Annotated in this window: 20 protein-coding genes; 7 read left to right on the plus strand and 13 right to left on the minus strand. The window is 56.9% G+C overall.

The window, feature by feature from the left end; all coding sequences use genetic code 11:
* Positions 1–128: 128 nt before the first annotated feature.
* Positions 129–1,265, plus strand: coding sequence for a TlpA disulfide reductase family protein (locus AB1L30_RS21595; protein ID WP_367015887.1), 1,137 nt, complete (start codon positions 129–131; stop codon positions 1,263–1,265).
* Positions 1,266–1,377: 112 nt separating this feature from the next.
* Positions 1,378–2,514, plus strand: a complete 1,137-nt coding sequence (locus AB1L30_RS21600; RefSeq protein ID WP_367015889.1) for a redoxin family protein — start codon at positions 1,378–1,380, stop codon at positions 2,512–2,514.
* A gap of 90 nt (positions 2,515–2,604) precedes the next feature.
* Here the strand turns inward: AB1L30_RS21600 and epmB are convergent, their stop codons facing one another.
* The gene (gene epmB / locus AB1L30_RS21605) at positions 2,605–3,651 is read right to left on the minus strand and encodes an EF-P beta-lysylation protein EpmB (protein ID WP_367015891.1); all 1,047 of its coding nucleotides are present in this window, start codon (positions 3,649–3,651) and stop codon (positions 2,605–2,607) included.
* Between the two features lie 88 nt (positions 3,652–3,739).
* On the opposite strand from epmB, the gene efp reads away from it, so the two are divergent.
* Together efp and AB1L30_RS21615 are read left to right on the plus strand one after the other, a co-directional pair.
* The gene (efp, locus tag AB1L30_RS21610; protein WP_367015893.1) at positions 3,740–4,306 is read left to right on the plus strand and encodes an elongation factor P; all 567 of its coding nucleotides are present in this window, start codon (positions 3,740–3,742) and stop codon (positions 4,304–4,306) included.
* Between the two features lie 112 nt (positions 4,307–4,418).
* Positions 4,419–5,180 (plus strand): hypothetical protein, encoded by a 762-nt coding sequence (locus tag AB1L30_RS21615; RefSeq protein ID WP_367015895.1) that lies wholly within the window; start codon positions 4,419–4,421, stop codon positions 5,178–5,180.
* A gap of 8 nt (positions 5,181–5,188) precedes the next feature.
* Here the strand turns inward: AB1L30_RS21615 and AB1L30_RS21620 are convergent, their stop codons facing one another.
* From AB1L30_RS21620 to bioD, 7 genes are all read right to left on the minus strand, one after another.
* Positions 5,189–6,736: a metallophosphoesterase gene (locus AB1L30_RS21620; protein WP_367015897.1), complete on the minus strand. Its 1,548-nt coding sequence runs from the start codon at positions 6,734–6,736 to the stop codon at positions 5,189–5,191.
* An 18-nt stretch (positions 6,737–6,754) separates the two neighbouring features.
* Positions 6,755–7,837, minus strand: a complete 1,083-nt coding sequence (locus tag AB1L30_RS21625) for a hypothetical protein (RefSeq protein WP_367015899.1) — start codon at positions 7,835–7,837, stop codon at positions 6,755–6,757.
* A gap of 263 nt (positions 7,838–8,100) precedes the next feature.
* Entirely contained in the window at positions 8,101–8,526 is a 426-nt protein-coding gene (locus AB1L30_RS21630; RefSeq protein WP_367015900.1) for a carboxypeptidase regulatory-like domain-containing protein, read from the minus strand.
* 61 nt (positions 8,527–8,587) lie between these two features.
* On the minus strand, positions 8,588–9,583 hold the full coding sequence (locus tag AB1L30_RS21635) for a DUF1559 domain-containing protein (protein ID WP_367015902.1): 996 nt from the start codon (positions 9,581–9,583) through the stop codon (positions 8,588–8,590).
* Between the two features lie 34 nt (positions 9,584–9,617).
* Positions 9,618–9,863: a hypothetical protein gene (locus tag AB1L30_RS21640; RefSeq protein WP_367015904.1), complete on the minus strand. Its 246-nt coding sequence runs from the start codon at positions 9,861–9,863 to the stop codon at positions 9,618–9,620.
* A gap of 198 nt (positions 9,864–10,061) precedes the next feature.
* Positions 10,062–12,260 (minus strand): VWA domain-containing protein, encoded by a 2,199-nt coding sequence (locus tag AB1L30_RS21645; RefSeq protein WP_367015906.1) that lies wholly within the window; start codon positions 12,258–12,260, stop codon positions 10,062–10,064.
* 133 nt (positions 12,261–12,393) lie between these two features.
* Complete coding sequence (bioD, locus tag AB1L30_RS21650) at positions 12,394–13,113, minus strand: dethiobiotin synthase (RefSeq protein ID WP_367015908.1); 720 nt, start codon at positions 13,111–13,113, stop codon at positions 12,394–12,396.
* Between the two features lie 67 nt (positions 13,114–13,180).
* Between bioD and AB1L30_RS21655 the strand changes: the two genes are divergently transcribed.
* Positions 13,181–14,068, plus strand: coding sequence for a carbon-nitrogen hydrolase (locus AB1L30_RS21655; RefSeq protein WP_367015910.1), 888 nt, complete (start codon positions 13,181–13,183; stop codon positions 14,066–14,068).
* Positions 14,065–15,096 carry an agmatine deiminase family protein gene (locus tag AB1L30_RS21660; RefSeq protein ID WP_367015912.1) on the plus strand — a complete coding sequence of 344 codons (1,032 nt, stop codon included), beginning with the start codon at positions 14,065–14,067 and terminating at the stop codon, positions 15,094–15,096. The genes AB1L30_RS21655 and AB1L30_RS21660 overlap by 4 nt, the downstream gene beginning before the upstream one ends.
* 27 nt (positions 15,097–15,123) lie before the next feature.
* Here AB1L30_RS21660 and AB1L30_RS21665 read toward each other — a convergent pair whose 3' ends face one another.
* From AB1L30_RS21665 to AB1L30_RS21685, 5 genes are all read right to left on the minus strand, one after another.
* Entirely contained in the window at positions 15,124–15,462 is a 339-nt protein-coding gene (locus AB1L30_RS21665; RefSeq protein WP_367015914.1) for a tRNA-binding protein, read from the minus strand.
* 2 nt (positions 15,463–15,464) lie between these two features.
* Positions 15,465–15,836, minus strand: coding sequence for a response regulator (locus AB1L30_RS21670; protein ID WP_367015916.1), 372 nt, complete (start codon positions 15,834–15,836; stop codon positions 15,465–15,467).
* A 98-nt stretch (positions 15,837–15,934) separates the two neighbouring features.
* Positions 15,935–17,590: a PQQ-binding-like beta-propeller repeat protein gene (locus AB1L30_RS21675; protein ID WP_367016460.1), complete on the minus strand. Its 1,656-nt coding sequence runs from the start codon at positions 17,588–17,590 to the stop codon at positions 15,935–15,937.
* 112 nt (positions 17,591–17,702) lie between these two features.
* The gene (locus AB1L30_RS21680; protein WP_367015917.1) at positions 17,703–20,519 is read right to left on the minus strand and encodes a PQQ-binding-like beta-propeller repeat protein; all 2,817 of its coding nucleotides are present in this window, start codon (positions 20,517–20,519) and stop codon (positions 17,703–17,705) included.
* Positions 20,520–20,787: 268 nt separating this feature from the next.
* Positions 20,788–21,153 carry a cupin domain-containing protein gene (locus AB1L30_RS21685; protein ID WP_345088804.1) on the minus strand — a complete coding sequence of 122 codons (366 nt, stop codon included), beginning with the start codon at positions 21,151–21,153 and terminating at the stop codon, positions 20,788–20,790.
* 632 nt (positions 21,154–21,785) lie between these two features.
* Between AB1L30_RS21685 and AB1L30_RS21690 the strand changes: the two genes are divergently transcribed.
* Positions 21,786–22,667, plus strand: coding sequence for a hypothetical protein (locus AB1L30_RS21690; RefSeq protein WP_345088801.1), 882 nt, complete (start codon positions 21,786–21,788; stop codon positions 22,665–22,667).
* Positions 22,668–22,874 lie beyond the last annotated feature (207 nt).

Raw genomic sequence — 22,874 nt, forward strand, 5'->3', positions numbered from 1 at the left:
AATCCCCGTCATGCGTTTTTTCGTATATCGCCCCAGGTAGCTGTGATCGCGCCGCTGAGCATGCGGGCCGGTCACTTTCCCCTTAGGCGACCCCAGCGCTTCGCGGGTCTCCACCCACACAGGAATCGATGATGAAACTCTCTCTCACGTTGCTCGCGGCAGTGCTTCTGCCGCTGGGCTCACTCCATGTTGTCTGCGCGGCTGAAGATGGGACACCGCCGGCTGCAACCGAGTCCGCCGAGTCGCCACTGGTCGCGCTCGACGTTCTAGAGGCCTATCGGGCCGATACGACCAAGCCCGACACGCTGCACGACTTTGGGCTGAAGAATCTGGAGCTGATCGAACAAGATCTGCAGTCGAACCCAGCCCGAGCAGGCGAGCGAATCGCGGCGATCAAAAAGGTTCTGGAAACGGTCGATCCGAAGGCGACCATTTCAACCCAGATGGTTTTGAACAGCCTGGGCAATCAGTTGTGGCGATTGAAGATCGAACTGGGAGCCCGTGAAACTTCGCAGGCAGATATCGAAGCCCGCCTGGTCGAAAATCCCGACGACTTCGAGGCGATCAGCCTGCTGACGATGAAGCTGCGAATGGTCTTCGATGAAGAACTCGGCGACGATCTCGACAAGATGGAGCAATACGCCAAAACTGCCCAGCAGTTCTCGCAGACTCAGCAGCAGCGCTCGCAAGATGCCAAGGCCGAGCGCGCCTACAAGTCGCTCGATAGCCGAATCGAAAAGATGATCGCGACGGTCGATCGCGAACGTGCCTTCCTGGTCATGATTGGCAAAGAGATGTATCCGATCGTGCCGCATGCTTGGATCAATGGAAAAGGTCTCACCCCGGAAGAGATGAAGGGGAAGGTGATCCTGCTCGACTTCTGGGCGCTGTGGTGTGGTCCCTGCATCGCCGGTTTCCCACACATGGTCGACCTGCAAGAGAAGTACGGTAGCCAGGGCCTTCAGGTCGTAGGTGTCACGACGTACTACAAGATCGACTTCTCTGGCCAAGGCATCAAGCCGGATGACATGACGCCAGAACTGGAACAGGTCACACTGAATAAGCTCGTCACAGACAAGAAATTGAATTACCCGACTGCCGTCCTAGCTGAGTCGGAAGAGGCCTACGATTTCTACTCGGTGACTGCCATTCCAGAACTGGTGCTGATCGGTCGCGACGGTAAGATTCGTCTGGTCGAAGTTGGCATCGACGAAGAAGGTCTGATCAAACTCGACGAGACCATTCAAAAGCTGCTTGCTGAATAACGGTCGCAAGCTTTTTCTGCCGTCGATGAATCCTGCCACGAGTCTCGTTGAGGGGACTCGTGGCGATTGGACTGTTTCTACTTAAACGATTTCTCACCAAAGCGATCAGGCTATGAAGACCACACGAATATTGATTGCATTTCTGCTGCTCGCGTTGGGCAGCACCCCGGCCCTGCGTGCCGAAGAACCAGCCACGGCAACGGGCGAATCGCGTGTCTTGGCCGTCGATGCGCTGAACCGTTTTAAAGCCGATCCGAAAGATACCGAAGCTTTTATTGAGTTCTGCAATAAGAACTCGGAGAAGATCAACGCGCTTATCGAGAAGTCTCCCCAAGAGGCCAAGCAGCGGCTCGCTGCTGTGCGCGAAACGCTCGATAATCTAGACGTCAGTTCGGACCCAACGGCCACGATGACCGTGCGGATGATGCATGGCATTTTCGAGAATCTGGATCTAAAGCTGGCAGTCCAGGGGAAGACGTTGGACCAGGTTCGTCAGGCGGTCGTGGAAAATCCAAACGATCCGCAGACTGCCCAGGAGTTCACCTACCTTCTGTCGCGAAACCTCCCGCAGGATTTGAGCGAACAGGTCGAAAAGAATGAACAGTGGCTGAAGGACGAGAGCCAGTTCGCCAAGCAAGCCGAAGAAAAATCGGACGACGACGTTGCCAAGATCTACAGCCAGATCTCGCGTCGATTCGATGACATGCTGCAACGTCTCGAGCGGCAGCGCAAGTTCGATGCGATGGTCGGCAAAGATATGCATCCGTTTGAAGTCGATGCGTGGCTCAATGGCGAACCGATCGACCTGGCCAGTATGAAGGGCAAGGTGGTGCTGTTGGACTTCTGGGCGATATGGTGCCATCCATGCATCAAAGCCCTTCCGCATCTGAACGAGCTGCAGCAGAAGTATGGTGACAAAGGCCTGCAGGTGATCGGCGTGACGACGTATTACGATTTCCATTGGCCCGAAGACGCCGAGCATCCAGAGAAAGGTGAGGGGGAAGTCGAGCCTGCTATCGAGCAGAACGCGATGGCCCGTTTGATCAAGGAGAACAACCTCGTCTATCCGACCGCGATGGTGGCGGAGCCTCGCGAGTTGTACGACTTCTACCTGGTCTCAGGCATTCCGCACATGGTGCTGATTGATCAGACCGGCAAGATCCAGTTGTTGAAAGTCGGCGCGACCGAAGCCAACTACGAAATCCTGAATCAGAAGATCGAAGAGCTACTCGCCCAGCCCGCCAATTAGGGTATCTTGCGAGGCAAAGTTTTGTCGCAGCACGACCCGCCATCGCCGGCAGGTCGTGCTGTTTCTTTTTACTTGTTGAGAAACGTATCGCTAGGCGATCACCCGTTTGCTGGTATCGCCGGCGATTTCTTCGACGAAACGTGGCACCGCGTAGCCAGGCAACCGGCTTCGCATCGTTTCCACGATCTGAAATCCCTCGGCTTTGGGGACCTCGAAGTGAGCGGCGCCTTGCACCCGATCGAGTTGATGCAGGTAATACGGCATCACACCCAGATCGAGCAGCTTCTCCGAGAGTTCGATCAGCGTTTCGGCCTGGTCGTTCACGCCTCGCAGCATGACCGTCTGGTTGAGCAGCGGTACGCCTGCCTCGGTCAAACGGGCCAGGGCTCCGGCGACATCTTCGGCCAGCTCGCGCGGATGGTTGGTATGGATCACCAAAAATGGCTTCAGCCGGGATCCGGTCAGCCAGGCCAGCAGTTGGTCGTCGATCCGGCTGGGGATCATGACCGGCAGCCGGGTATGCAGCCGCAGCCGTCGAACATGGCTGGCGGAGGCGATCCGCTCGGCAAGTTGCCGCAAAATTCCATCGGTCAACGTGAGCGGGTCGCCACCTGATAACAAGATTTCGTGAAGCGATTGGTCCGCGGCGATCGCCTCTAAGGCGGGCTCCCAGGCCCCGATTCCCTTCGGTCCTTCGCTGTACGGAAAATGCCGCCGGAAGCAATATCGGCAATGGACCGCACATGCCCCAGTCGTCACCATCAAGGCTCGACCGTGGTACTTTTGCAGTAAACCTGGCGTGAGGGTGGCCTCGTCGTCACCGACTGGATTTGTCGTAAAGCCTTCCGTGGAAACGGTTTCCAGTGGATGTGGCAGCACCTGGAGCAGCAGCGGGTCGAGCACATCGCCGGGCGTCATCTTGGCGGCGAACTCGCGCGGGACGAACAGCGGGAACTGGTCGCTGGCTGCTTGCACTCCGTCTCCGACCGATTCTGGTAGCTGCAGATAGGCCGCCAGGTCGTCGAGTCGCCGAAATGCGGCGCGCATCGAGCCTTTCCAACCCTCGCTAGGCGACTGGTTGGGGTTCGCGATACAATTGCTACTCGCAGATTGCGAATCGGTAGTTACAATGTTCATCTTTCCATTTTACAGAAAAGCCTAGGGGCGAAAGGAGCCCCGAGGCATTGGATAGACGACGGATCTCTTTTTTTCAGCGAGTCCCCCAGTGCAATACAGTACCAGCGATTTTCGTAAAGGTCTGAAGGTTCAGATCGACGGCGAACCCTACATCATGACCGAGTGCAACTTCGTGAAGCCAGGTAAGGGGAACGCGCTGTACAAGTGTAAGCTCAAGAACCTGATCCGCGGCACCAACTTGGACCGAACCTTGCGTGGTGGTGAAACGCTGGAATCCGCCGACGTCGAAGAAACCGACGTGCAGTTCCTCTACAAGCAAGGGGACACGTGGGTCTTCATGGACAACGAGACCTTCGAGCAGTACGAACTCGATGCCGACGCCGTGGGCGATGGCTGGAAGTACCTGAAGGATGGCATGAAGTGCATGATGACCCTGTTCAATGGCAACCCATTGGACATGACTCCACCGATCCAGGTCGAAATGGAAGTCACCTACTGCGAACCAGGTGCCAAGGGTAACACTGCCACCAACGTGACCAAGCCTGCCACGATCGAAACGGGTGCCGAAATCCAAGTGCCGGCGTTCGTCAACCAGAACGACGTTATCCGCGTCGATACCCGCACCGGCGAATACGTCGAACGCGTGAAGAAGTAAACGCTGTGTCAGATCGACTTCTACAAAACGTTCGGCTTCGCGGTCGGACGTTTTTTTGTTTCTTGTTCCATCAACTATGAAGACGATGACTAGAAACCAAAGAACAATCACGTTGCTGCTACTGGTTCTTTGCCTGCAAGTAGAGCTTCGCCCGAGCTACGCCGACGAGCAGGTCCTCGCGTCAGATCCGGTACCAATCCGCACGACATCCGATTCCACGATGTTTCCCGCATCGTGGCGGAAGGCACCGATCTCGGCGTCCGGAAAGAAACTCGACGCTGCCCAGCACGAGAGAGCGTTGAAAATCGTCGGGGAAGCGCTGCGAAAATATCCTGCCAGAGTCATCGAGCAGAATCTCGACGCTGTCTATCTGCTCTCCAATCTGAGCTATAGCGGCGTCAGCACCAGCGGAACGAATTCCCGAACCGTGGTTTACGTGACGGTCGATTCCCCAAGACGGGGTTTCACCGACCAACACATTGAAGCAGTGTTTCACGCCGAGTTCTCAAGCATTCTTCTACGAAACTTCCCTTCGGATTTCGACGCAACCGCCTGGCTGGCGGCATGTCCTGAGGGATTCGAGTACCTGGGAAATGGCGTGGACGCGATCAAGCAAAACAAGAGCAGCCTCCGCAGCGATACGAAGTTGCATTCGGCCGGATTTCTCAGGCAGTACGCACAATCGACGATGGAAAACGATTTCAATGGCTTTGCTGCTTTCCTCTTCTCCGGGGACAAAGCGACCTGGGAGATTGTCCAAAGCCATCCGCGCTTGAAACAGAAGCTGAACATCACGCTCAACTTCTTTCAGAAAATCGATCCCGCGTTGACGCAAGACTACTTCGAGGGCCTGCACCAGGAACGAAGGAAATAGAACCTTCTTCAAGGAGAGGCAGACGAAGCGATCTTGCCGGCGTTTCGTCGCAGCTCGGCAGGCTCGGCGACGTGCGTTGGCTTCTCGAGCCCGTGCGACTTCAAGCAGCGGGTGAACGCCTCGAACGTTGAGTTCAACACCGTGCATAGATAGATTGGCAAGTCCTTCGTGCTGATCGTCGACGCACTGACGGTGTAGAACTGTCGATAGGCGGTCGCGTGCTCTTCTGTGGGATTGGCTCGCATCTTCTGGAGCAACGCAGTCATCGATCGGGCCGTGACCTCTTCCAGGCCATAGGTCCGCCGCGAATCGTACTCTTGTCGCCACGCTGGTAAGGGGGCCTTGGGAAGTGAAGCCAGGTTCAGCATGTGGCATTCCCAGTGAGTGATCAACGACGAATCGTCCGCCGTATGGAAGACCTGGAACGCCGCGTTATTGCCAAAGATCGGGCTGACCGCGGGTGAGATCTTATGCAGCAATACCGGCTCGCCATCGATCTGATCGATCCGGTAGTCGTCCATGTGCGTGTGCCCTGTGAACGAGACATGAAGGATGTCGCGATATTCATCGATCAGTGCGAGGTAGCGGGTGATGAACTCGTCGGTCCACATCTCGGCCGCTTTGCTCTTACCGCTCGACTTCTCTTCGACGTAACTATCGAGCCCTGGCGGGACGTGCATTAAAAGCCAGATCCGCTTCCCGTCGAGCTTTGCCTGAGCAAGTTCCTGCTTGAACCAAGCCATCAACTCGCGACCTGGCTGCGTGCCGGGATTGCTGCACTCGCAGCAGTTCTGGTTACCGGGGGCATGGTACGCACAGCAGTAGCTGCCAGACCACAGGACCGAGTTCAGCACCAGCAAGCGATCTTGGGCGAAGCCTGGCAGATCGGCGCGATAGGCACCGAGCCGAGGAAAGGTTTCGTCGAACGAGGCCTGCGTGGCAGGATCGCCCAATCGAGGACGCCATGTCTCGGCGAACGCTTTCAGGAACGAACCACCGGGTTGAATCCAGTAGTCGCCGCAGTAAGAGTCATCGTTCCCTAGCGTGGCGAGAATGGGAGTCCGTGGGAAACGCTTCTCGAATTCCGCCGAGATCACCATTAACGCCTTGTTGGTGAACTGACGGAATGCTTCCGGGTTTTCCGCAATGGTTTGCGGGGCCAGCTTGTCGTAGGTGGCTTGCCAGTCGTGGGCCAGGAAGTCGCCTGGGTAGAGCACGAAAGCAGGCTCCGGCAAACGCTTCTGGGCGGCGTCCAGGGCCGAAGTCATCAACGCGTAGTTACTATCTTGCCCCAATCCATTGGGCTGTGGGGCAAGCTGAATCAGAAAGTTGCCCCACTGGTCGGCCGGTAAGTCGTGCAGCGTTTGGAACTGCGACTTCGAGAGCTGTCCCATCGGGTTGAAGTGGATGTCCGAGATCACCAGGAACTCGGCAGCCAGCCCGGTCGAGGCGAAACTCAGCAGCCAACACCAGGTACCGAGTACCGTGCACAGCGAGGCAGCGAAGCGATTGCAGAACATAAAGCCGCCTTCGTCAGTCGAGGGACAACGTGCCATTCAAGCCTGATCGAACGATTAGCGTCGACCGCTTTTCGCCGGCACCTTCAGCCACTTTTCTTCCAGCGGCGTGTCGAGCGGCTGATAGGTGGCAGGGTCGAGAAACTGAAATGGCTTGCCATAGACCGACAAGATCAACGCACTGCCTGGCGTGAAACCAACCGGCGTTTTGTCATCTTCGTGCGGCGTGCCTTCTTTCTTTTCGACATTGAAGACCGTGATCGTCGGTGGCGCGCCGGTCATCACCCACTTGCCATCCGCCGAGAAGTAATCAGGCTCGCCGATCCCCGAAGGATTCGCCAGTTGATACTGGGCTAGTCGGCGACCGCGAACCACATCGACACACGTAAACGATTCGACTTCCAGGCCATCGTTGCCCGTTGCCAGGTGCCGGATGACGACTGTCTTGTCGTCTGGTGCCGGGGTCACGTGAGCGACCTCGAAAGGTCCGAACTTGTAGCGAGGCTTGCGTTTGGCCAGAAAGTCGGCCATTGAGTTGAAGACGTAAACGGAGTCTTGCAATTCACCCAGCGGATCCATGACCGCCAGCACGCGGCCGCTTTCTGGCATGATGGCAACTTGCGAAGCGATGATATCCGAAACCAGCTTCTGTTCGCCTGTCTTCGTATCGAACTGGGTCGACCCTTGGAGAGTGAAGAAGTAAACCTTGTCATCCTTGGTAACCACGACTGATATAATTCGCGACGGCACGTCGACATCGAGAATCGATTTGCCCGTGGCTAGTTCGATCACGCGTCCTTCGTTGCGTGCTTCATTCGTTTCGGTGTAGGCCTGGCCAATTTGCAGCAGATGTTTGCCGTCGTTCAGGAAATGACGAAAGACGGTGCTCGCCCGATCTTGCCAACCGCTGACCTTCGTACCGGCAGGCATCTCCCAGACGTTGTTCTCTCGGATGGTTACATTCGTGTCACCAGGAACGGACGACCAGGCGTACTTGCCATCTTTGCTGAACAGAAGCTGGCCGCTTGCTCCACGTGTGGTCCAAAGGGTCTCTTCGGCCTGGGCGGTGGAAACTGCGAAAGCGACGCAAACGGACGTTACGACAAAGAACAAGAGGCGGCGCGGAGTTGCTACGAACATGGGAATCCTAAGTGATAGAACAACATTCCGGTCAGGCCACAAGTGCGACCCGGGGGAAAGGTTTCCTGCGAATGGCTATCCTCGATCTGCCGTCGAGCGAGAAGGTTATTCTCTGGGGGGACAGAATGAGATGCAAGAAGCTTAGGACGTTCCGTTGGGCATGGTCCTCCGACGAGGGGAGATCGCATGGTCCATGCAAAAAACCAGGAACATTTCACGTTCCTGGTTTTTGGTTGTGACGATTGTAGGGCTGTCGGCAGGTGTCAATCGCTGACCACGTCGAAGTTGAACTCGTTATCGCCTCCTTGGACGGTGACGACCTGCGTCGACTCGGTGTTGTATTCGGCCGGAAACTTCTCTTTGACACCGGGATCGGTGACCCGGCCGTTGTCGTCGCGGATGACTGGCTTCTGCTTGCTCAGCCGAACCAGATTGTCGCCGGTCCGAGTGCCGCGCGTATTCGCGTTGTAGTTCAGTTCGTACTGGCCTTCAGCATCGGTCAAAGCCCACGAGCCCCGTCCGCCTTCGGCTGGCTCGAACGAAACGACCACGCCTTCCATCGGCTCGCCATTGAGGGTGACCTTGCCGTGGACGCGACCAACATTCGGATGATCGCCCGAGCTGCAGCCGGCCATCAGCAGGGCAGCTGCCGCCAGCAACAACACGGGAATCGTAGAGTGAATACTCATCAAACGTATTCCTTGAACAGAGTGGGGATGGTATCGGAAAAGAACCGCGAGCGGTTGGAAGTTATTTCCAACCTTGAACCGGGTTCCCATCGCGTCGATTCAAGAGACGTTCGTAAGTCGAGTCCGATGGCGTGTTTCCATCGGGCGTGTGGTCGATGTGTTCGGTAATGAAATGAACCGAGCCATCAGCAAACACAAACTGGGCTCCGCCAGGGTGGTTGCTGGAAAAGCCTTGGCGGCCATCTTTGTCGTTGCACGAAGAGCCACAGGTCATCGTTTCGTTGATGTAAGGCTTGCCACCACCGGCGACGCTAATGAAGCCGTTGCTGTAGTCGTGGTTCGACTCGATGTCGGCGTTGCCGTTGTGACCGAACACCACCGCAGCACCCAGCTCCACACCAAACAGCATCCAGGCACGTTCGCCAATCATGGCCGTGTTGCTGGTCCCGTCGGTGATGTCTCGCATACCGATACGGGTCTGGCGATTGCCGGCGACGTCGGTCCCGGGGACAAAGATCCCGTTAAGGTAACGATCTTCTCGCGAGAGGTCACCCGCCGAATTCACACCAATGTAGTTGGAAGTCGCCAGTTCGTAGTCGGGGCTGCCTTGATTGATCAGGTAATGCGAATTCAGTGGTGGGCCGGTATCCGATGGGCAGCGGAAGCCACTGATCGGGGTCTGCAGCACTGAAAGCTTGGCCGCCTTGCCAACCGCTTCGTGTAAACGATCGGGCGAGCTTGGTGCCAAAATATCGTGGGCAGCTGACTGTTCGATCTGTGGAAGAAGCAATGTGCCCCAGCTCCAGCTCGAATGGGTTCCTTCGTTGCCGCCATTCACTTCGTGGTCGTAGCTCATCGCAGGGAAGGCATGGTAGATGTCGTGATAGTTGTGCATCGCCAGACCGAGCTGTTTCAGGTGGTTGGTGCACTGCATCCTTCGGGCTGCTTCGCGAGCCTGCTGGACAGCCGGCAATAAGAGGGCGATCAAGACACCAATGATGGCGATCACAACCAAAAGTTCAACAAGCGTGAAGCCACGCTGCGTATGGATTCGCATGAGAAAATACCTCGAGCTGGGGTGACGAGTAGGGTTAGTGGAGGCGGCCGAAATGGTCGGCGGCATCCGCTGGCCGGGTAACCGAGGCGGCTCGCAAGAGATGGGGCACGCAAAAAACCAAGGTTATTGAATATTTTTGCGGTGACAGGTCGCTGCGCCATTGCAAATACGTCACGCGAGTGTTGTAGATTTGGTAAGTATTGAGAATGGTTGCTTGGTGGTTGTGCCTAATTGCTGGATAATTGAGTGTGGTGATATCGCGATTGAGATCGGTTGCCATCTGACTGCCAGCAAACCACTGGCAGTTATCGCGGGTAAGAAGGTGTGCCGGGACGAAACGGCCGCTTCCGGCGTTTCTGTCAGGCTTCACAAGAGCCTTAAGATTGTGGCCGACCAAATAGGTCGGTTCGAAACAAAACCAGGGGCAAGTTGCCCCTGGTTCATCTATCGATAGATGTCGCTTTCAAGCCGGGCGAAGTTACTTATCGAGCTTCTCGACCTGGCGAACGATGTTGAGGAACTCTTCGCGGTACGAAGCCCCAGGACCATCGACGTTCGACGCGACCAGTTCTTCGATCTCGGCGAAGTTTGTTTCATCGTGGAAGTGGCTTCCGCGAAGCTTCAAACCGAACATCGCGACCGCCGAGGCAAACTGGAAGTCGCCGGTCGCCTGGTTGAACTGGTGACCTTCGTCGAGCACTGGGTAGGTCATCAACGTGCTGACGTCCGACTCCGGCTGCTTGTATCGCAGTTTGAGAGTCATCAGTTCGTTGGTGTCGGCAGCCTCGGTCGTTTCTGGCTTGGTCTGATACTTCAGTTCGTCGACCATTGGTTCGGCTGCGACAATCTGGTCATCCCCACCACCTTGGGCCGGAACGATTTCGTAGAAGGCAGTCACGGTGTGGCCGGCTCCAATTTCACCGGCATCCTTTTTGTCGTCGTTGAAGTCCTGGGCAGCGAGCAAGCGGTTTTCGTAACCAACCAGGCGATAGCCGGCGACCTTCTTTGGATTGAATTCAATCTGGATCTTCACATCCTTGGCGATCGTCAGCAGCGTGCCGCTCATCTGTTCGACGAGCACTTTTTCGGCTTCTTTGTCGTTGTCGATGAACGAGTAATTGCCGTTCGCTTTGTTCGACAATTGTTCCAGCATCGAGTCGTTATGATTGCCGATGCCGAAGCCCATGATGCTGAGGTAGATGTTCTTCTTGGCCTGCTCGGCGGCCATGCCAACCAATCCGCCGGTGCTCGTTTCGCCGACGTTGAAATCGCCGTCGGTGCACAAGATCACGCGGTTGGTACCACCCTGAATGAAGTTATCCGTGGCGAGCTTATAGGCCAGCTGGATCCCTTGCCCGCCGTTGGTCGAACCGCCTGCCTGCAAGCGATCGAGTGCGGCCAGGATGGTTGCTTTCTCGTAGCCATAGGTTGGTTCCAGCACGATGCCTGCTGCCCCGGCATAAACCACGATCGAGACCTTGTCGTTCTCGCCCAGTTGGTCGACCAGCATCTTCATCCCCTTTTTCAGCAGGGGAAGCTTGTTCGCCGAGTTCATCGAGCCAGAGACATCCAGCAGGAAAACAATGTTGCTGGCAGGGCGTTCGTCGATGTTGACTTCTTTCCCCTTGATGCCGACCCGAACCAGGCGATTGGTTGGGTTCCAAGGGCAACTGGCGACTTCCACGTTGGCGGCGAATGGATGTTCGTCGGTGGGCTGGGCATAGTCGTAGGTGAAGTAGTTGACCAGTTCTTCCACACGAACCGCATCACGAGGTGGCAGTTGATTGAACTGGCTCAAGTAAGAGCGAATCTTCGAGTAGCTGGCCGTATCGACGTCGATCGAGAAGGTCGACAGCGGCTGATCGGCCACGGCAATGAAGTTGTTTTCTTCGATTGGTTCAAACTTGTCGCCACTATCTCCGGGCCCAACGCCGGAGCCGGGCTTATTTTCCTCGGTCATCGATTCCGGCAAGCGATTGAGGGTATCGCCCATTTGGGACTGCTTCAGGCGTTCGACTTCCTTCTTGTTCTGCTGACGAGCCATGGATTCGACGGGCTTGCCTGGTTCGGCATAGTATCCAGGCAGGAAATCCATTTCGGATTCCGCGTGCTCTTTAGACTTTTCGACGCGAATACTCATCGGAGTAGGCGTGGTTGGTGCCGGTGTGGCTGCAGGTCGTGACGCTGCCCCAGGTTCGTTCCCCACTCCGGCCGAGCGACCTCCCACGCCTGGCATGGCCCCATAGCTGTTGGGTGCTGCATCGAGTTCGACCCCGGCTGGTGCTGGCGGTGCTTCTTCCATGCCTTGATTGAAAGGCGTGTTCGAACGCTTCAGGTCGGATGTCATCCCGCCTCGGTACTCACTTTCCGTAGGAGGTGCATAGCCTCCACCCAGGCCCATGCCTTCCATCGAGCCCATTCCCATGTCGGATGGTTGCGTGGACGCCGAGGCGGCACCATCCGTTTGTGATGGAGCCACGCGGCTTCCTCGAGAACTGTCGGCGTTGCCTTCGTAAATCGGCTCGAAGTCCTCGATCACCATCTCGTCGATCGGTTCCGCGGGGGATTGAGTGCTTTCGGGGCGAGCGACGTCTCCGGTCGCGACAGGCCGATCAGCGCTGCAGCCCACCAAAGCCACGCCGAGCAACAGAGGAGTCAGAATCCAGATCTTTTTCATGGGTCTTATCCGCACAATTTGGTTTTTCGGAGGTTGTGTCCATTGGCTGGACGAACAAGGTGAGCTCACCAGAACAGACGAGCCATCCACCGATACCGATTCCTGCGAGATCGACTTTTTTAGAAATTATGCCCTAGCGAGTGCCAGCACCGGCCAGCGACAGCCAGTCGACCTCGGCGGCAAACTGCTCGGCTTGATAGCCAACATGGGCGAGAATCGACACATCGCATCGCGAGGCGAGCTCGGCCCAGTTGCTGGCTCGGCTGACGTCGTCGAGTTCGGGCGAGAGATCGTTCAAAACGATCCCCGCTACGGAGAGGCCCTGGCGATAGGCCTTCGCGGTGATCAGCGTTTGAAGCGTCTCGTTGATCACTCCAAGTCGGTTGGCAGCAACGACTAGCAGCGGAAACCCGAATTCCAGAGCGAGGTCGGCGACGTAGTCTTCGTCCGACATCGGCGACATCAGGCCGCCAGCACCTTCGACCAGAATCATGTCGCACTGACCGCTCGAGGCGAGCTCGTTCCAATAGTCGAGGCCGCGGCGGAGAAGGACCCGGTCGAGCTCTTTCCCTTCCGCACGTGCCGACAAATGAGGGGCCAACGGGGCATGGAAGGTCTGCGGACAAATCCGTGAGCGATCCCAGATTTTGCCACTGCTTTGCCAGAGCGTTTGGACATCTTCCGAGACCCACTGGCCATCTAGCTCAATCAAACCGCTGGCAGCCGGCTTGTAGACGCCCACACGGAGCCCCTGGGCCGTCAAGCTGCGGGCAATCAAACCCGAGACATGGGTCTTGCCGACGGCCGTATTATTTCCGGTAATGAAGAGTCCCTTTGGTGGTTTTCTGTCCATAGGGGAAAAGGTACCATTTTGCCAGTTCGCATCCCAGCGCCCCGTTAGGTAAGAAACAGTCGAAAACATGAGCAAACCGGAGAAGGTCAACGTTGCCGTCGTTCAGATGACGTGCAGTGACCGCAAAGAAGAGAACGTCGCGAAGGCGATCGAAAAAATCGCTCAGGCAGCCCAGCAGGGAGCCAACATCGTTTGCCTGCAGGAACTGTTCCCCGGTCTCTACTTCTGCCAGGAAGAAGACCACATCCAGTTCGAGCTGGCCGAACCGATCCCTGGCCCAACCAGCCAGAAGATCCAGGCTGCCGCCAAAGAGCATGGCGTGGTGGTTGTGGCGTCGCTGTTCGAGAAACGGGCCGAAGGTGTCTATCACAACACGGCTGCCGTCTTCGATGCCGATGGGGCGTTTCTGGGGATCTATCGCAAGATGCACATCCCAGACGATCCGCACTACTACGAGAAGTTCTACTTCACGCCGGGCGATGTCGGCTTCCGGACGTTCGATACCAAGTTTGGCCGCGTCGGCGTTTGCATCTGCTGGGATCAATGGTTCCCGGAAGCAGCGCGCCTGACCGCACTGACTGGCGCTCAGATTCTGGTCTACCCGACCGCCATCGGTTGGCTGCATCCGGAAAAGGAAGAGTACGGTCCTGCCCAGGTTTCGGCCTGGGAAACGATGATGCGAAGTCACGCGATCGCCAATGGCGTGTTCGTGGCGGCTCCGAACCGGGTCGGTATCGAAGACAACATCGAGTTCTGGGGCCACTCGTTCGTCGTCGATCCAACCGGCAAGATGCTGGCGGTTGCTTCGCACGAAAACGAAGAGATCCTGGTCGTTGAATGTAACCTGGCTCAGATCGACTTCTCGCGTACGCATTGGCCGTTTCTGCGAGATCGCCGTATCGATGCCTACAGCGGACTGACCAAGCGCTTCATCGATGGGGACATCACCACATGATCGATCGGCTCACGCCCAAACAGCAGGGTTACCGCTGGCCGGCCGAATGGGAGCCGCACGTGGGTACGCTGCTGTCGTGGCCCCATAACCGAAACTCGTGGCCCGATAAGTTCGAGCCGGTGCCTGGCGTCTATAAGAAGCTGGTCACCGCTTTGAGCGAGGTCGAAGATGTCCACATCCTGGCAGCTGCCGGCGATGTGCTGACTCAGGCCGAAGATCTGGTCGGACACCTGCCGAACGTTTCGATCCACGCGATTCCGACTAACGACGCGTGGGCTCGCGACCATGGCCCCAGCTTTCTCCAGGCTCCGAAAGGGCAGCCTTGGATGGCGGTCGACTGGAACTATAACGCCTGGGGCGGCAAGTATCCGCCGTGGGATAACGACGACGCGGTGCCTGAGCGATTGTCCGAGAAGCTTGGCTTCGGCCGGTTTCAGCCAGGCATCGTCATGGAGGGTGGCGCCGTCGATGGCAACGGGGCAGGGCTGGTGCTGAGCACGACCGAGTGTCTGCTCAATCCGAATCGCAACCCGCACTTGTCACAGGCCGAAACCGAGAAGTTTCTGTGCGACTACCTTTGTGCCGAACAGATTCTGTGGCTGCATCGTGGCATCGCCGGCGACGACACCGACGGCCATATCGACGAGCTGGCTCGCTTTGTTGGGCTTGGCACCGTCGTCGCTGCCTATGAAGAAGACTCGAGCGACGAGAACTACGAAGGTCTGCAGCAGAACTTCCAGGATTTGCAGAAGATGACCGACTTGAATGGTCAGCCGCTGGAAGTTATTCCGTTGCATCTGCCAAAGGCGAAGTATCAGGACGACCAGCGCTTGCCGGCCAGTTACTGCAACTTCTACATCGCCAACGAGATCGTTGTCGTGCCGCAGTTTGGTGACGATGCCGATGAGAAGGCGTGCGATACACTGCAGCAGTGCTTCCCTGATCGCAAGATGGTGCCGATCGATGCGATCGACCTGGTCTGGGGCCTGGGAGCGTTCCACTGCATCTCGCAGCAGATCATGAAATAACGCCGCGCTCGGCGGCGTCGTAAAACGTCAGGCAAGCCGATTCCCATTGGTGGTCGGCTTGTCCGGAACGGCGAGCGTGACCGCTCCATCTTCGGCATAGAACCCGGTGACCAGTACTTCGCTGCGGATCGGACCGATCTGCTTAGAAGGGAAGTTGGTGACCGCGACGATCTGCTTGCCGATCAATTCTTCACGCGTGTAGAGCTGCGTGATCTGAGCACTCGACTTCTTCACGCCGATAGGATCGCCGAAGTCGATCATCAGCTTGTAGGCGGGGCGACGTGCTTCCGGAAAGTCTTCCGCTTCAACGATCGTGCCGACGCGAAGCTCGACAGCCTCGAAGTCGTTCCAGGTAATCTCTGCCATGGCTAACCGAGGTAGGGGGTTAATTTATTCAGGGTCGTTTCTTTGCCCAGGTCGCGTTTGCCGAAGCCTGGCACCGCACCCGCTTCTTCCGCGGCGGCTTGGGCATCTTCGTAGTTCGATAGCATCATGACAGGAATGTCTTGCAGCTTCTCGTCCGACTTGATGTCGAGCAAGATATCCATCCCATCGGAATGATCGCGGTCGAGCTTTCGATTAATGATTACTAACGCGAAGGTTTGTTCGCGCAGCATTCGCAGCGTATCTTTGGGGCCGTGCGACTGGAGCACTTTGGCGTCGAAGTTTCGTTCGATCAGGTTGCGGAGCGAGCCATGGTCGTAGCCGCAGCTACCGACGTCGAGAACTTGCTTGGGCATTTGGGGAATCCTTGCTGGGGAGATTACTGGCCACAAAAAAACGCGGGAGAGCCGAGGCTACTCCCGCGCTGATTTGATTGCGAAGGTCGAGCGAGTAATTACTCGCCACCCTCGGTGATTGCGAACAAGTGGGTCTTGTTGGCAATGTACAGCACGCCATTGGCAACGATTGGGGTCGAGTAGACCGAGTTGCCCATGTTGATTTCTTCGATCGGTTCGCCATCGGCTGGATCGGCCGAAAGCTTGAAGACCGCGACGTCGCCATCTTCGTCACCGATGTAGACATGATCGTCCACGATCAGGGCCGAACCCCAAGCGGCAGCGAACATGTCGTAGGTCCAGTTGCACTTGCCGGTTTGGGCATTCAAGCAGTGCAGCAGACCACTGAAGTCGGCGATGTAGAGGATATCGTCTTTGATGGTCACGGTACCGATGCTGCGGTGCATCGTTTCTTCAAAGTCGATCTTGCCGTTTTCGTCTTGGTCGTAAACCGAGTAGTGCCAGATGACGGCGCTGTTCGGGTTCGGGACGGCGACTTCGCCATCTTCTTCGATGACGGCCTGGATCCGGCGATGTTCGAGAGGCACACGCTGGCTGCCTTCGATCTTCATGGCCAGTTCCGAGCTCACATCACCACGCTTGGTGGGGTCGAGGCACCAGAGGTGACCTTCGCCTTCACCATGTTCCGGGTCCTGACCGACGGCGACATAGACTTTGTCGTCGTAGATTACAGGGGTCGCGATGATGTTGTTACGCGTACCACGGCCACCCAGAACCCACTTCGAGGTCTTTGGATTGCCGTCAAACTTCCAAAGCAGTTCTGGCTTGCCATCCTGGCCCTTGTCGGCCTTGAAGGCGTAGATCCAGCCATCGCCACCTGCGAAGATCACCTGCGGAACGCCACCCAGGACGCCGACGGTTGGGCTCGACCACTGACCGTGCAGGATGTTGGTGCCAGGCGACTTATCGGTCCACAGGACTTCGCCGGTGTTCTTGTCCATGGCGATGAAGCTAGGAGCATCGGTCGAAGGAATCACGATGTGCGATTCGTCGACGCCATTGGAAGTGTTGACGAACAGGATATCGCCCAAGCAGGTTACCGAGCAGCTGCACATGTTGTGCTGCGACGTGCCCAGTTCCTTCATCATGTCGAACACCCAGATGGTGTCGGCTTCCTTTTCGCCGGTGAATTCTTCATCGGTGTAGGGACCGTTGTTTTCGCCGTCGCGGAAGCCTTCGGTATCGAGGCAGCGAACTTCACCACGGCTGGTGACGAACCACAGACGCTTGCCTTCGACGTAAGGAGCACAGCAGATACCCTGCAGCGGCCAGTCGTGAACACGACCAGTCGGCAATTTTTCGCTGGAGTGCTGCCAGAGGAATTCGCCGGTCGCTTCGTCGAAGCAAACCAGGCAGCCGAGGTCGACCTTGGATGGGTAGCGATCGATGTAGCCGCTACCGTTGTTGGTTCCAACAAACACCTTGCCATCGGCGACAACCGGGTTGCCGTACGACTGGCTACCGAGGGCAGCGACCCACTTGATGTTCTCGGAGTCTTCTTCTTGCCACTGGCCGGTTGCCCGGTCGAAGCCACCAATTTCCCAGGTGGTCGGAATATTGGTCGCGGTCGGCACGTTGTTACGCTTCGAATCGCCACCCCATTGGGACCAGTCTTTGGTTGCTTCTGGCTTGGCCTTGGCATCTGCTTCCTGGCCGCGAGCCGATTGTTCAGGCAACAAGCCGGCGATTGTCATGCCAACGCAGGTCGAACCTACGATCGCAAAATAAGCAAACGTCGATTTCATTATTTATGCTCGTACGTGAATCAGTAATTAGGAGGGATGAGTTTAGGAGGGACCCGGCTTATTAACTATTCGGGGTCACCTTGATGTTGTCCAGGAAGATTTCGCCCGTTTTGGCGTTACCAAAGAGTCCTGGGCTGCCAGTCGTATTTGGCACCTCGTCGACGATCTCGACCGTCCAGTCTTCTGGTTCCGCTTCGTCTTTCTTCCAGACTTTGCCCTGGGCTTTGGCGGTTCCATCTTCCTGGTTCGAGACCTTCAGCTTCATGTGGTACCAAACGGTTGGCTCCAGCTTGAAGTCGACTCCCTGGGCGATACGCTGCTGCGTGATCCAGGTCATCGCCTTGGCCTTCGATTCGTTCCCCATCAGGATGAACTCGTAGCCTTGGGCAATCAGGCCGATATCTGGCAGCTGGCCTTCCTGTTCCTGGGCCATGACGTCGGCTTCGATGGTGTAGTCGTGCAGGTCGGTGTGACCCATCCACGACTGGCTACGGGTACCCTTCGGAATGGTCGTGATCTTGACCATCACCTTGTTGCCATCAACATCGCGAACGACGTGACGGTAGCGAGCACCCACCCAGGTGATCGGCGGTTCGCCCTTGCCAGACTTTTCGTCGATCTTGATGTTCTCGAAGTCGAAGGCCCATGGCAGTGGCGGAACGATACGAATACGAGCGTCGCCCGTCAGTTCACCCACTTTGGCTTGGATGTAAGCCGGAGCATGACCCGCGTCGGCATTGGCGGTCAGCTCGCCCTTTTCGGTGATCTTCGCTGGGCCTTCGACGCTGAAGTCGACCGATTCGGCATCCTTCAGGAATTGGCCACGCGAGTTGAACAGCTTGACCTGGTAGTCGATCTTGTCGCCTGGGTAGACCAGGTCTTCCGCAGGGATGACCTGAACGGTTGCTGGTTCTGGATCTTCCGAAGCCGGCACTTCCTTTGGCTGCTCTGGCAGACCGCTGAAACCAGTCTCCTTGCCTTCCACACCAACGCAGTACAACGCGGTCGTGGTTGGGAAATAGATCAAACCTTGAGCACAGATTGGCGAGCCCAGGGCGTCACCGTCTGGCAAGCGGCCCTTGGTCAAGATTTCGACTTCGCCATCTTCCTTCAAGCCAAGCACGTAGTAACGGCCGTTTTCGGTGATGGTGTAGATCTTGCCGTCCGCATAGAGTGGCGAGGCAAACATCTTGGTGCCGAGTGCCGTCTTCTTGAACAGTTCTTCGCCGGTCGCCGGATCGAGAACGAACAACTTGGCACGGTCGTCGATCACGTACAGCTTGTCGTTGACGTAGAGCGGAGCACTACGGTTACCGTTCAGTTCGACCACTTTCCACTTTTGGCCGGTGATCGAGATGTCGCCTTTTTTCGTGGCATCGACAGCGACGACAGCACCCATGGTGTTATCCACGTCGATCACGATCTTACCGTCGACTTCTTTCGGCTGGACGTTTTCTTCGCCCTGAGCCATGAAGACGGTGTCGCCTTCGATGATCGGCGTGCCGTACAAACCGCGAGCTGCAAACGCGAAGCTCCAGTTGTGCTGACCGGTACGCGGCTGAATGCTCCAGATCTTGCCATCGCCAGCACCGATGATGTACTGAGGAATGCCATCTACGATCTTGATGCTCGGAGCGCTGTAGGTGGTGTCGTAAGGGAGTGGCGTGGTTTCGGTGAACCAGACGACTTCGCCCGTCTTTTTATTCATTCCCAGGAAGCGGTGAGCCGGCTTGGCCATGTCGCCCCAGCCAATCACGATCCCGCTGATGATCACCAGGTCTTCGTAGACGATTGGGAAGTTGGTACGACCCCCGTACGTGGTCAGCAAACCGAACTGTTCGTGCATCTTACGGACCCAGATGGTCTTGCCGGTATCGGCATCAATGCACTGGAAGTGACCCGAGACGCCCAAGGCGAACACGGTGTTGGTTTCTGGGTCGGCAGTCACAGCCGACCAGCCGACGCGTTCGACAGGCACATCCGAGAGATAAACGTTAAAGCGGTTTTCCCAGATCGGTTCGCCTGTCTTGGCGTCGACGCAGACAACTCGTTCCCCTTCGCGTGGCGTGCCTTGTTCGGCAGCACACAGAACAAACAGCTTGCCGTTCATCACGACCGGCGTGCTGCGGGTACCGAGATCCTCGCTTTTCCACAGAACGTTGCTGCCTTCTCCGCCAGCCGGGTCCCAGGTATCCGGCAGGCCGGTCGCACGACTGATGCCGTTGAATTCAGGGCCACGCCAGTACAACCAGTCTTGAGGATCCGCTTTCGACTCGGTGGTCGACGAGGCCGCGGTCGTCGTCTTGGCCGAGGCGACTTCCGCGACAGGTTCCGATTTCTTTTCTTCTTCGGCCGGAGCTTCTTCCTTGGCAGGGGCATCCGACTTGGTCATTGCTTCCGGAGCTGGCTTGGCTTCTACTTTGCCCGACTCTTCCTTCTTGACCTCTTCCCGGACTTCTTCTGCCTTCATTTTGGCATCGGCAGGCGTGTCGGTAACCGAAGGTGGCGTCAGCTCTTCGCTTGGCTTGGCAGGCACCGCTGCGTTTTCATCCACCAGGGTGACACCTGGTTTTTCGTCTGGCGTCACGACCGGGGTCAATTCTTCACTACTCTTCGCAGGAGTGACCTTCGAGCTTTCAACGGCCATCTCGGTTTCGTCTACCGGAACCTGATCAGGCAAAGGCAGTTTGGCCGGGGACGTCACGTTGGACGGTGGGATGGTGGTGTTGGGATTTGGATTGAGCGTGGTGTTAGAAGTTGATGGCCGACCGGTCGGGGGTGGGGTACAGCCAAGGGAGACAACTACCAGGGACAGAAACAGCACCAACGTCGCTGTGGCCGCCGTTGGATATTGCCGGAGTGTATTGGGCCTGAACATAGGGATCTCTAAATCGTTGGGGGGAAGGTCGATTCGCAGCCTCAAGCTTATACCTGTTTAAACGTCTATGCAAGGAATCTCCTGGTTGCACAGTCCTGGCGAGGGAGGAAAACCGTAACGTGGCTAGCACTTAGCCCGATCGAGGTGCCCCACAACCAACAGGAAGGTAGCGGGGCGTTTGGCCAGGGAATAAGAGGTCGTTTGGCGGGCAAAACCGAGAAATTCGAGCCGTTTACGCCTCAGAACGGTCCGGCTGGGACTTTCAGGCTTAGTCAAACCACTCGTCTTCCGGGTCGAACTTGGGATAGACGATGTTCACGATCTTCATCTTTCCGAGGGCCCGGTGCCGCGTGCCGGGGCGGATCATGATGCACATCCCGGGATGAACCGGAATGATTTCGTCGTCCAACTGCATCTGGGCGTCTTCGCCACATTCCAGAAAGAAGTAGGTCTCGGTCAGTTGTTTGTGATAGTGGACCTTCGCTTCCAGCGAGATTTCGGTCACATGAATTGTGCCGGGATAGTCTTCGACGTCGGCCAGACCACGTTTGGCAGTTCCACATGGGCAGGGAACACCGGGAATGCTGGCAAAGTCGACGACTTCGTATCCCTTGGTCGATGGGGTTTGCGTCATAGTGCGTTCGTTAAACCATTCGCAGAGAGAAAAATCGGAGTGCGTGTGGCCGCATATTTTACTTGCCACGAGGGCGAGGGGCCACTGATAGCTGCAGGTTAAGCTGTGCGGGTTGCGGTGTCGCTGCGGCTGTTTTTGGCAAGCTTTAACGGCTGTCGCGCACGCATAATCGTTAAGGTTTACCTGTCTTGCGCGTCGAGAAAAGTTCCTGCAACCGAAGAGGTAAACCAAGTAGCTGAAATTGGTTCCGAGTGATTAAGCCGCCCCAGTCATTACGCCGATACGGACTGTCAGACATACCTGCACGATGTGTCTAACCAAACGGAATTCCCTCTGGCGGATCATGAGGGGCTGTCAAGTTTCGATGGGGAACATTCGGGTCAAGGATTGGCTCGACGAAACTTAGACAGAGGACTGTGGGGACGATAGAGACCAAGAAACTTAGTTCAACAGGTTCGACTACACGCTCAATCTCTTGAGGTTATGTTGTCCAACCCGCCAAACGGACAGGCCTTGGGGTGCGAGCAATCGCGGCGTGGTAGTCGCATACCGTGATTGTTCACGAGAGCGCCGGCCTGGTGACTGAGATGAATGGGATATAGAGTCCACCACTCAGAAGGAGAAATGACTCGATGAAACTGAACACTCTCTTGGCAACGCTGGTGCTCGCATTTGTGTGTAGCCAGGCCAATGCCGCAGGTCTTCTGAACCAGATGCTGGGTACCGGCTGTGGTTGCGATACGTCCTGCTGCCAGACTCCAAAATGCTGCTCGCCAAAGCCGCGCTGCTGCATGCCAAAGCCGACCTGCTGTGCTCCGGTTGCAGCTACTTGCTGTGCTCCGGAACCAACCTGCTGTGCTCCAGAAGCCACTTGTGCTGCTCCTGAAGCTTGCGGTTGTGCCCCAGAAGCCACTTGTGCCGCTCCATCGGCTTGTGGTTGTGCTCCAAAGTGTCACAAGAAGAAGTGCTGCACTCCTTTGAAGGACGCTCTGAGCAACCTGTTCTGCTGCAAGAAGAGCTGCCACAAGAAGAGCTGCTGCTCGTCGACTTGTGGTTGCGAACCTTCGTGTGCCGCTCCAGAAGCTTGCGGTTGCGATCCTGAAGCCACCTGTGCAGCTCCAGAAGCTTGCGGTTGTGCTCCAGAAGCTACCTGTGCTGCTCCATCGGCTTGCGGTTGTGCTCCAGAAGCCACCTGCGGTGCTCCAGCTTGCGGTTCGTGCTGCAAGAAGAGCTGCGGCCTGTTCGCTGGCAAGTGTGGCTGCAAGAAGAGCTGCACCCCGCTGAAGGACGCCATCGCTCGTCTGTTCTGCTGCAAGAAGAGCTGCTGCTCGTCGAGCTGCGGATGTGACACCGGTTGCGACGCTGGTTGCGGCGACAGCTGCGGCTGTGGTGCTACCTACTCGGCTCCAGTTGAAGCTGGTGCTCCTACCGAAGCTGACATGATGCCACCGGCTCCAGTTCCGGCTGACACCATGACCTTCGTTCCAGCTCGTCGTCGTCTGGCCGCTAACTAAGCCCAGCGATACCTGCTAGAAAAAACAAAAAGCCTGGCTGGGGTAACTCAGCCAGGTTTTTTTGTGCGCGCATCGAAGCTTCATTCCTCACTCCCACAGGAAAGCGAGGGACAAGAGGCAACGCACCAGGTCACTTGTCGCTCATCGGTTGGCTGCAAACACCCATCCAAGCCTCGCAGGGGACGGGCCAAAAGAAATGGCTACGCC

This window comes from Bremerella sp. JC817 (assembly GCF_040718835.1).
Lineage (GTDB): Bacteria > Planctomycetota > Planctomycetia > Pirellulales > Pirellulaceae > Bremerella.

What these genes read in the sequence shown, in the direction of transcription:
- AB1L30_RS21595 (WP_367015887.1), top strand. Translation starts at nt 129, where the DNA reads ATGATGAAACTCTCTCTCACGTTGCTCGCGGCAGTGCTTCTGCCGCTG.
- AB1L30_RS21600 (WP_367015889.1), top strand. Translation starts at nt 1,378, where the DNA reads ATGAAGACCACACGAATATTGATTGCATTTCTGCTGCTCGCGTTGGGC.
- epmB (WP_367015891.1), bottom strand. Translation starts at nt 3,651, where the DNA reads ATGAACATTGTAACTACCGATTCGCAATCTGCGAGTAGCAATTGTATC.
- AB1L30_RS21620 (WP_367015897.1), bottom strand. Translation starts at nt 6,736, where the DNA reads ATGGCACGTTGTCCCTCGACTGACGAAGGCGGCTTTATGTTCTGCAAT.
- AB1L30_RS21625 (WP_367015899.1), bottom strand. Translation starts at nt 7,837, where the DNA reads ATGTTCGTAGCAACTCCGCGCCGCCTCTTGTTCTTTGTCGTAACGTCC.
- AB1L30_RS21630 (WP_367015900.1), bottom strand. Translation starts at nt 8,526, where the DNA reads ATGAGTATTCACTCTACGATTCCCGTGTTGTTGCTGGCGGCAGCTGCC.
- AB1L30_RS21635 (WP_367015902.1), bottom strand. Translation starts at nt 9,583, where the DNA reads ATGCGAATCCATACGCAGCGTGGCTTCACGCTTGTTGAACTTTTGGTT.
- AB1L30_RS21640 (WP_367015904.1), bottom strand. Translation starts at nt 9,863, where the DNA reads ATGGCAACCGATCTCAATCGCGATATCACCACACTCAATTATCCAGCA.
- AB1L30_RS21645 (WP_367015906.1), bottom strand. Translation starts at nt 12,260, where the DNA reads ATGAAAAAGATCTGGATTCTGACTCCTCTGTTGCTCGGCGTGGCTTTG.
- bioD (WP_367015908.1), bottom strand. Translation starts at nt 13,113, where the DNA reads ATGGACAGAAAACCACCAAAGGGACTCTTCATTACCGGAAATAATACG.
- AB1L30_RS21655 (WP_367015910.1), top strand. Translation starts at nt 13,181, where the DNA reads ATGAGCAAACCGGAGAAGGTCAACGTTGCCGTCGTTCAGATGACGTGC.
- AB1L30_RS21660 (WP_367015912.1), top strand. Translation starts at nt 14,065, where the DNA reads ATGATCGATCGGCTCACGCCCAAACAGCAGGGTTACCGCTGGCCGGCC.
- AB1L30_RS21665 (WP_367015914.1), bottom strand. Translation starts at nt 15,462, where the DNA reads ATGGCAGAGATTACCTGGAACGACTTCGAGGCTGTCGAGCTTCGCGTC.
- AB1L30_RS21670 (WP_367015916.1), bottom strand. Translation starts at nt 15,836, where the DNA reads ATGCCCAAGCAAGTTCTCGACGTCGGTAGCTGCGGCTACGACCATGGC.
- AB1L30_RS21675 (WP_367016460.1), bottom strand. Translation starts at nt 17,590, where the DNA reads ATGACAATCGCCGGCTTGTTGCCTGAACAATCGGCTCGCGGCCAGGAA.
- AB1L30_RS21680 (WP_367015917.1), bottom strand. Translation starts at nt 20,519, where the DNA reads ATGTTCAGGCCCAATACACTCCGGCAATATCCAACGGCGGCCACAGCG.
- AB1L30_RS21685 (WP_345088804.1), bottom strand. Translation starts at nt 21,153, where the DNA reads ATGACGCAAACCCCATCGACCAAGGGATACGAAGTCGTCGACTTTGCC.
- AB1L30_RS21690 (WP_345088801.1), top strand. Translation starts at nt 21,786, where the DNA reads ATGAAACTGAACACTCTCTTGGCAACGCTGGTGCTCGCATTTGTGTGT.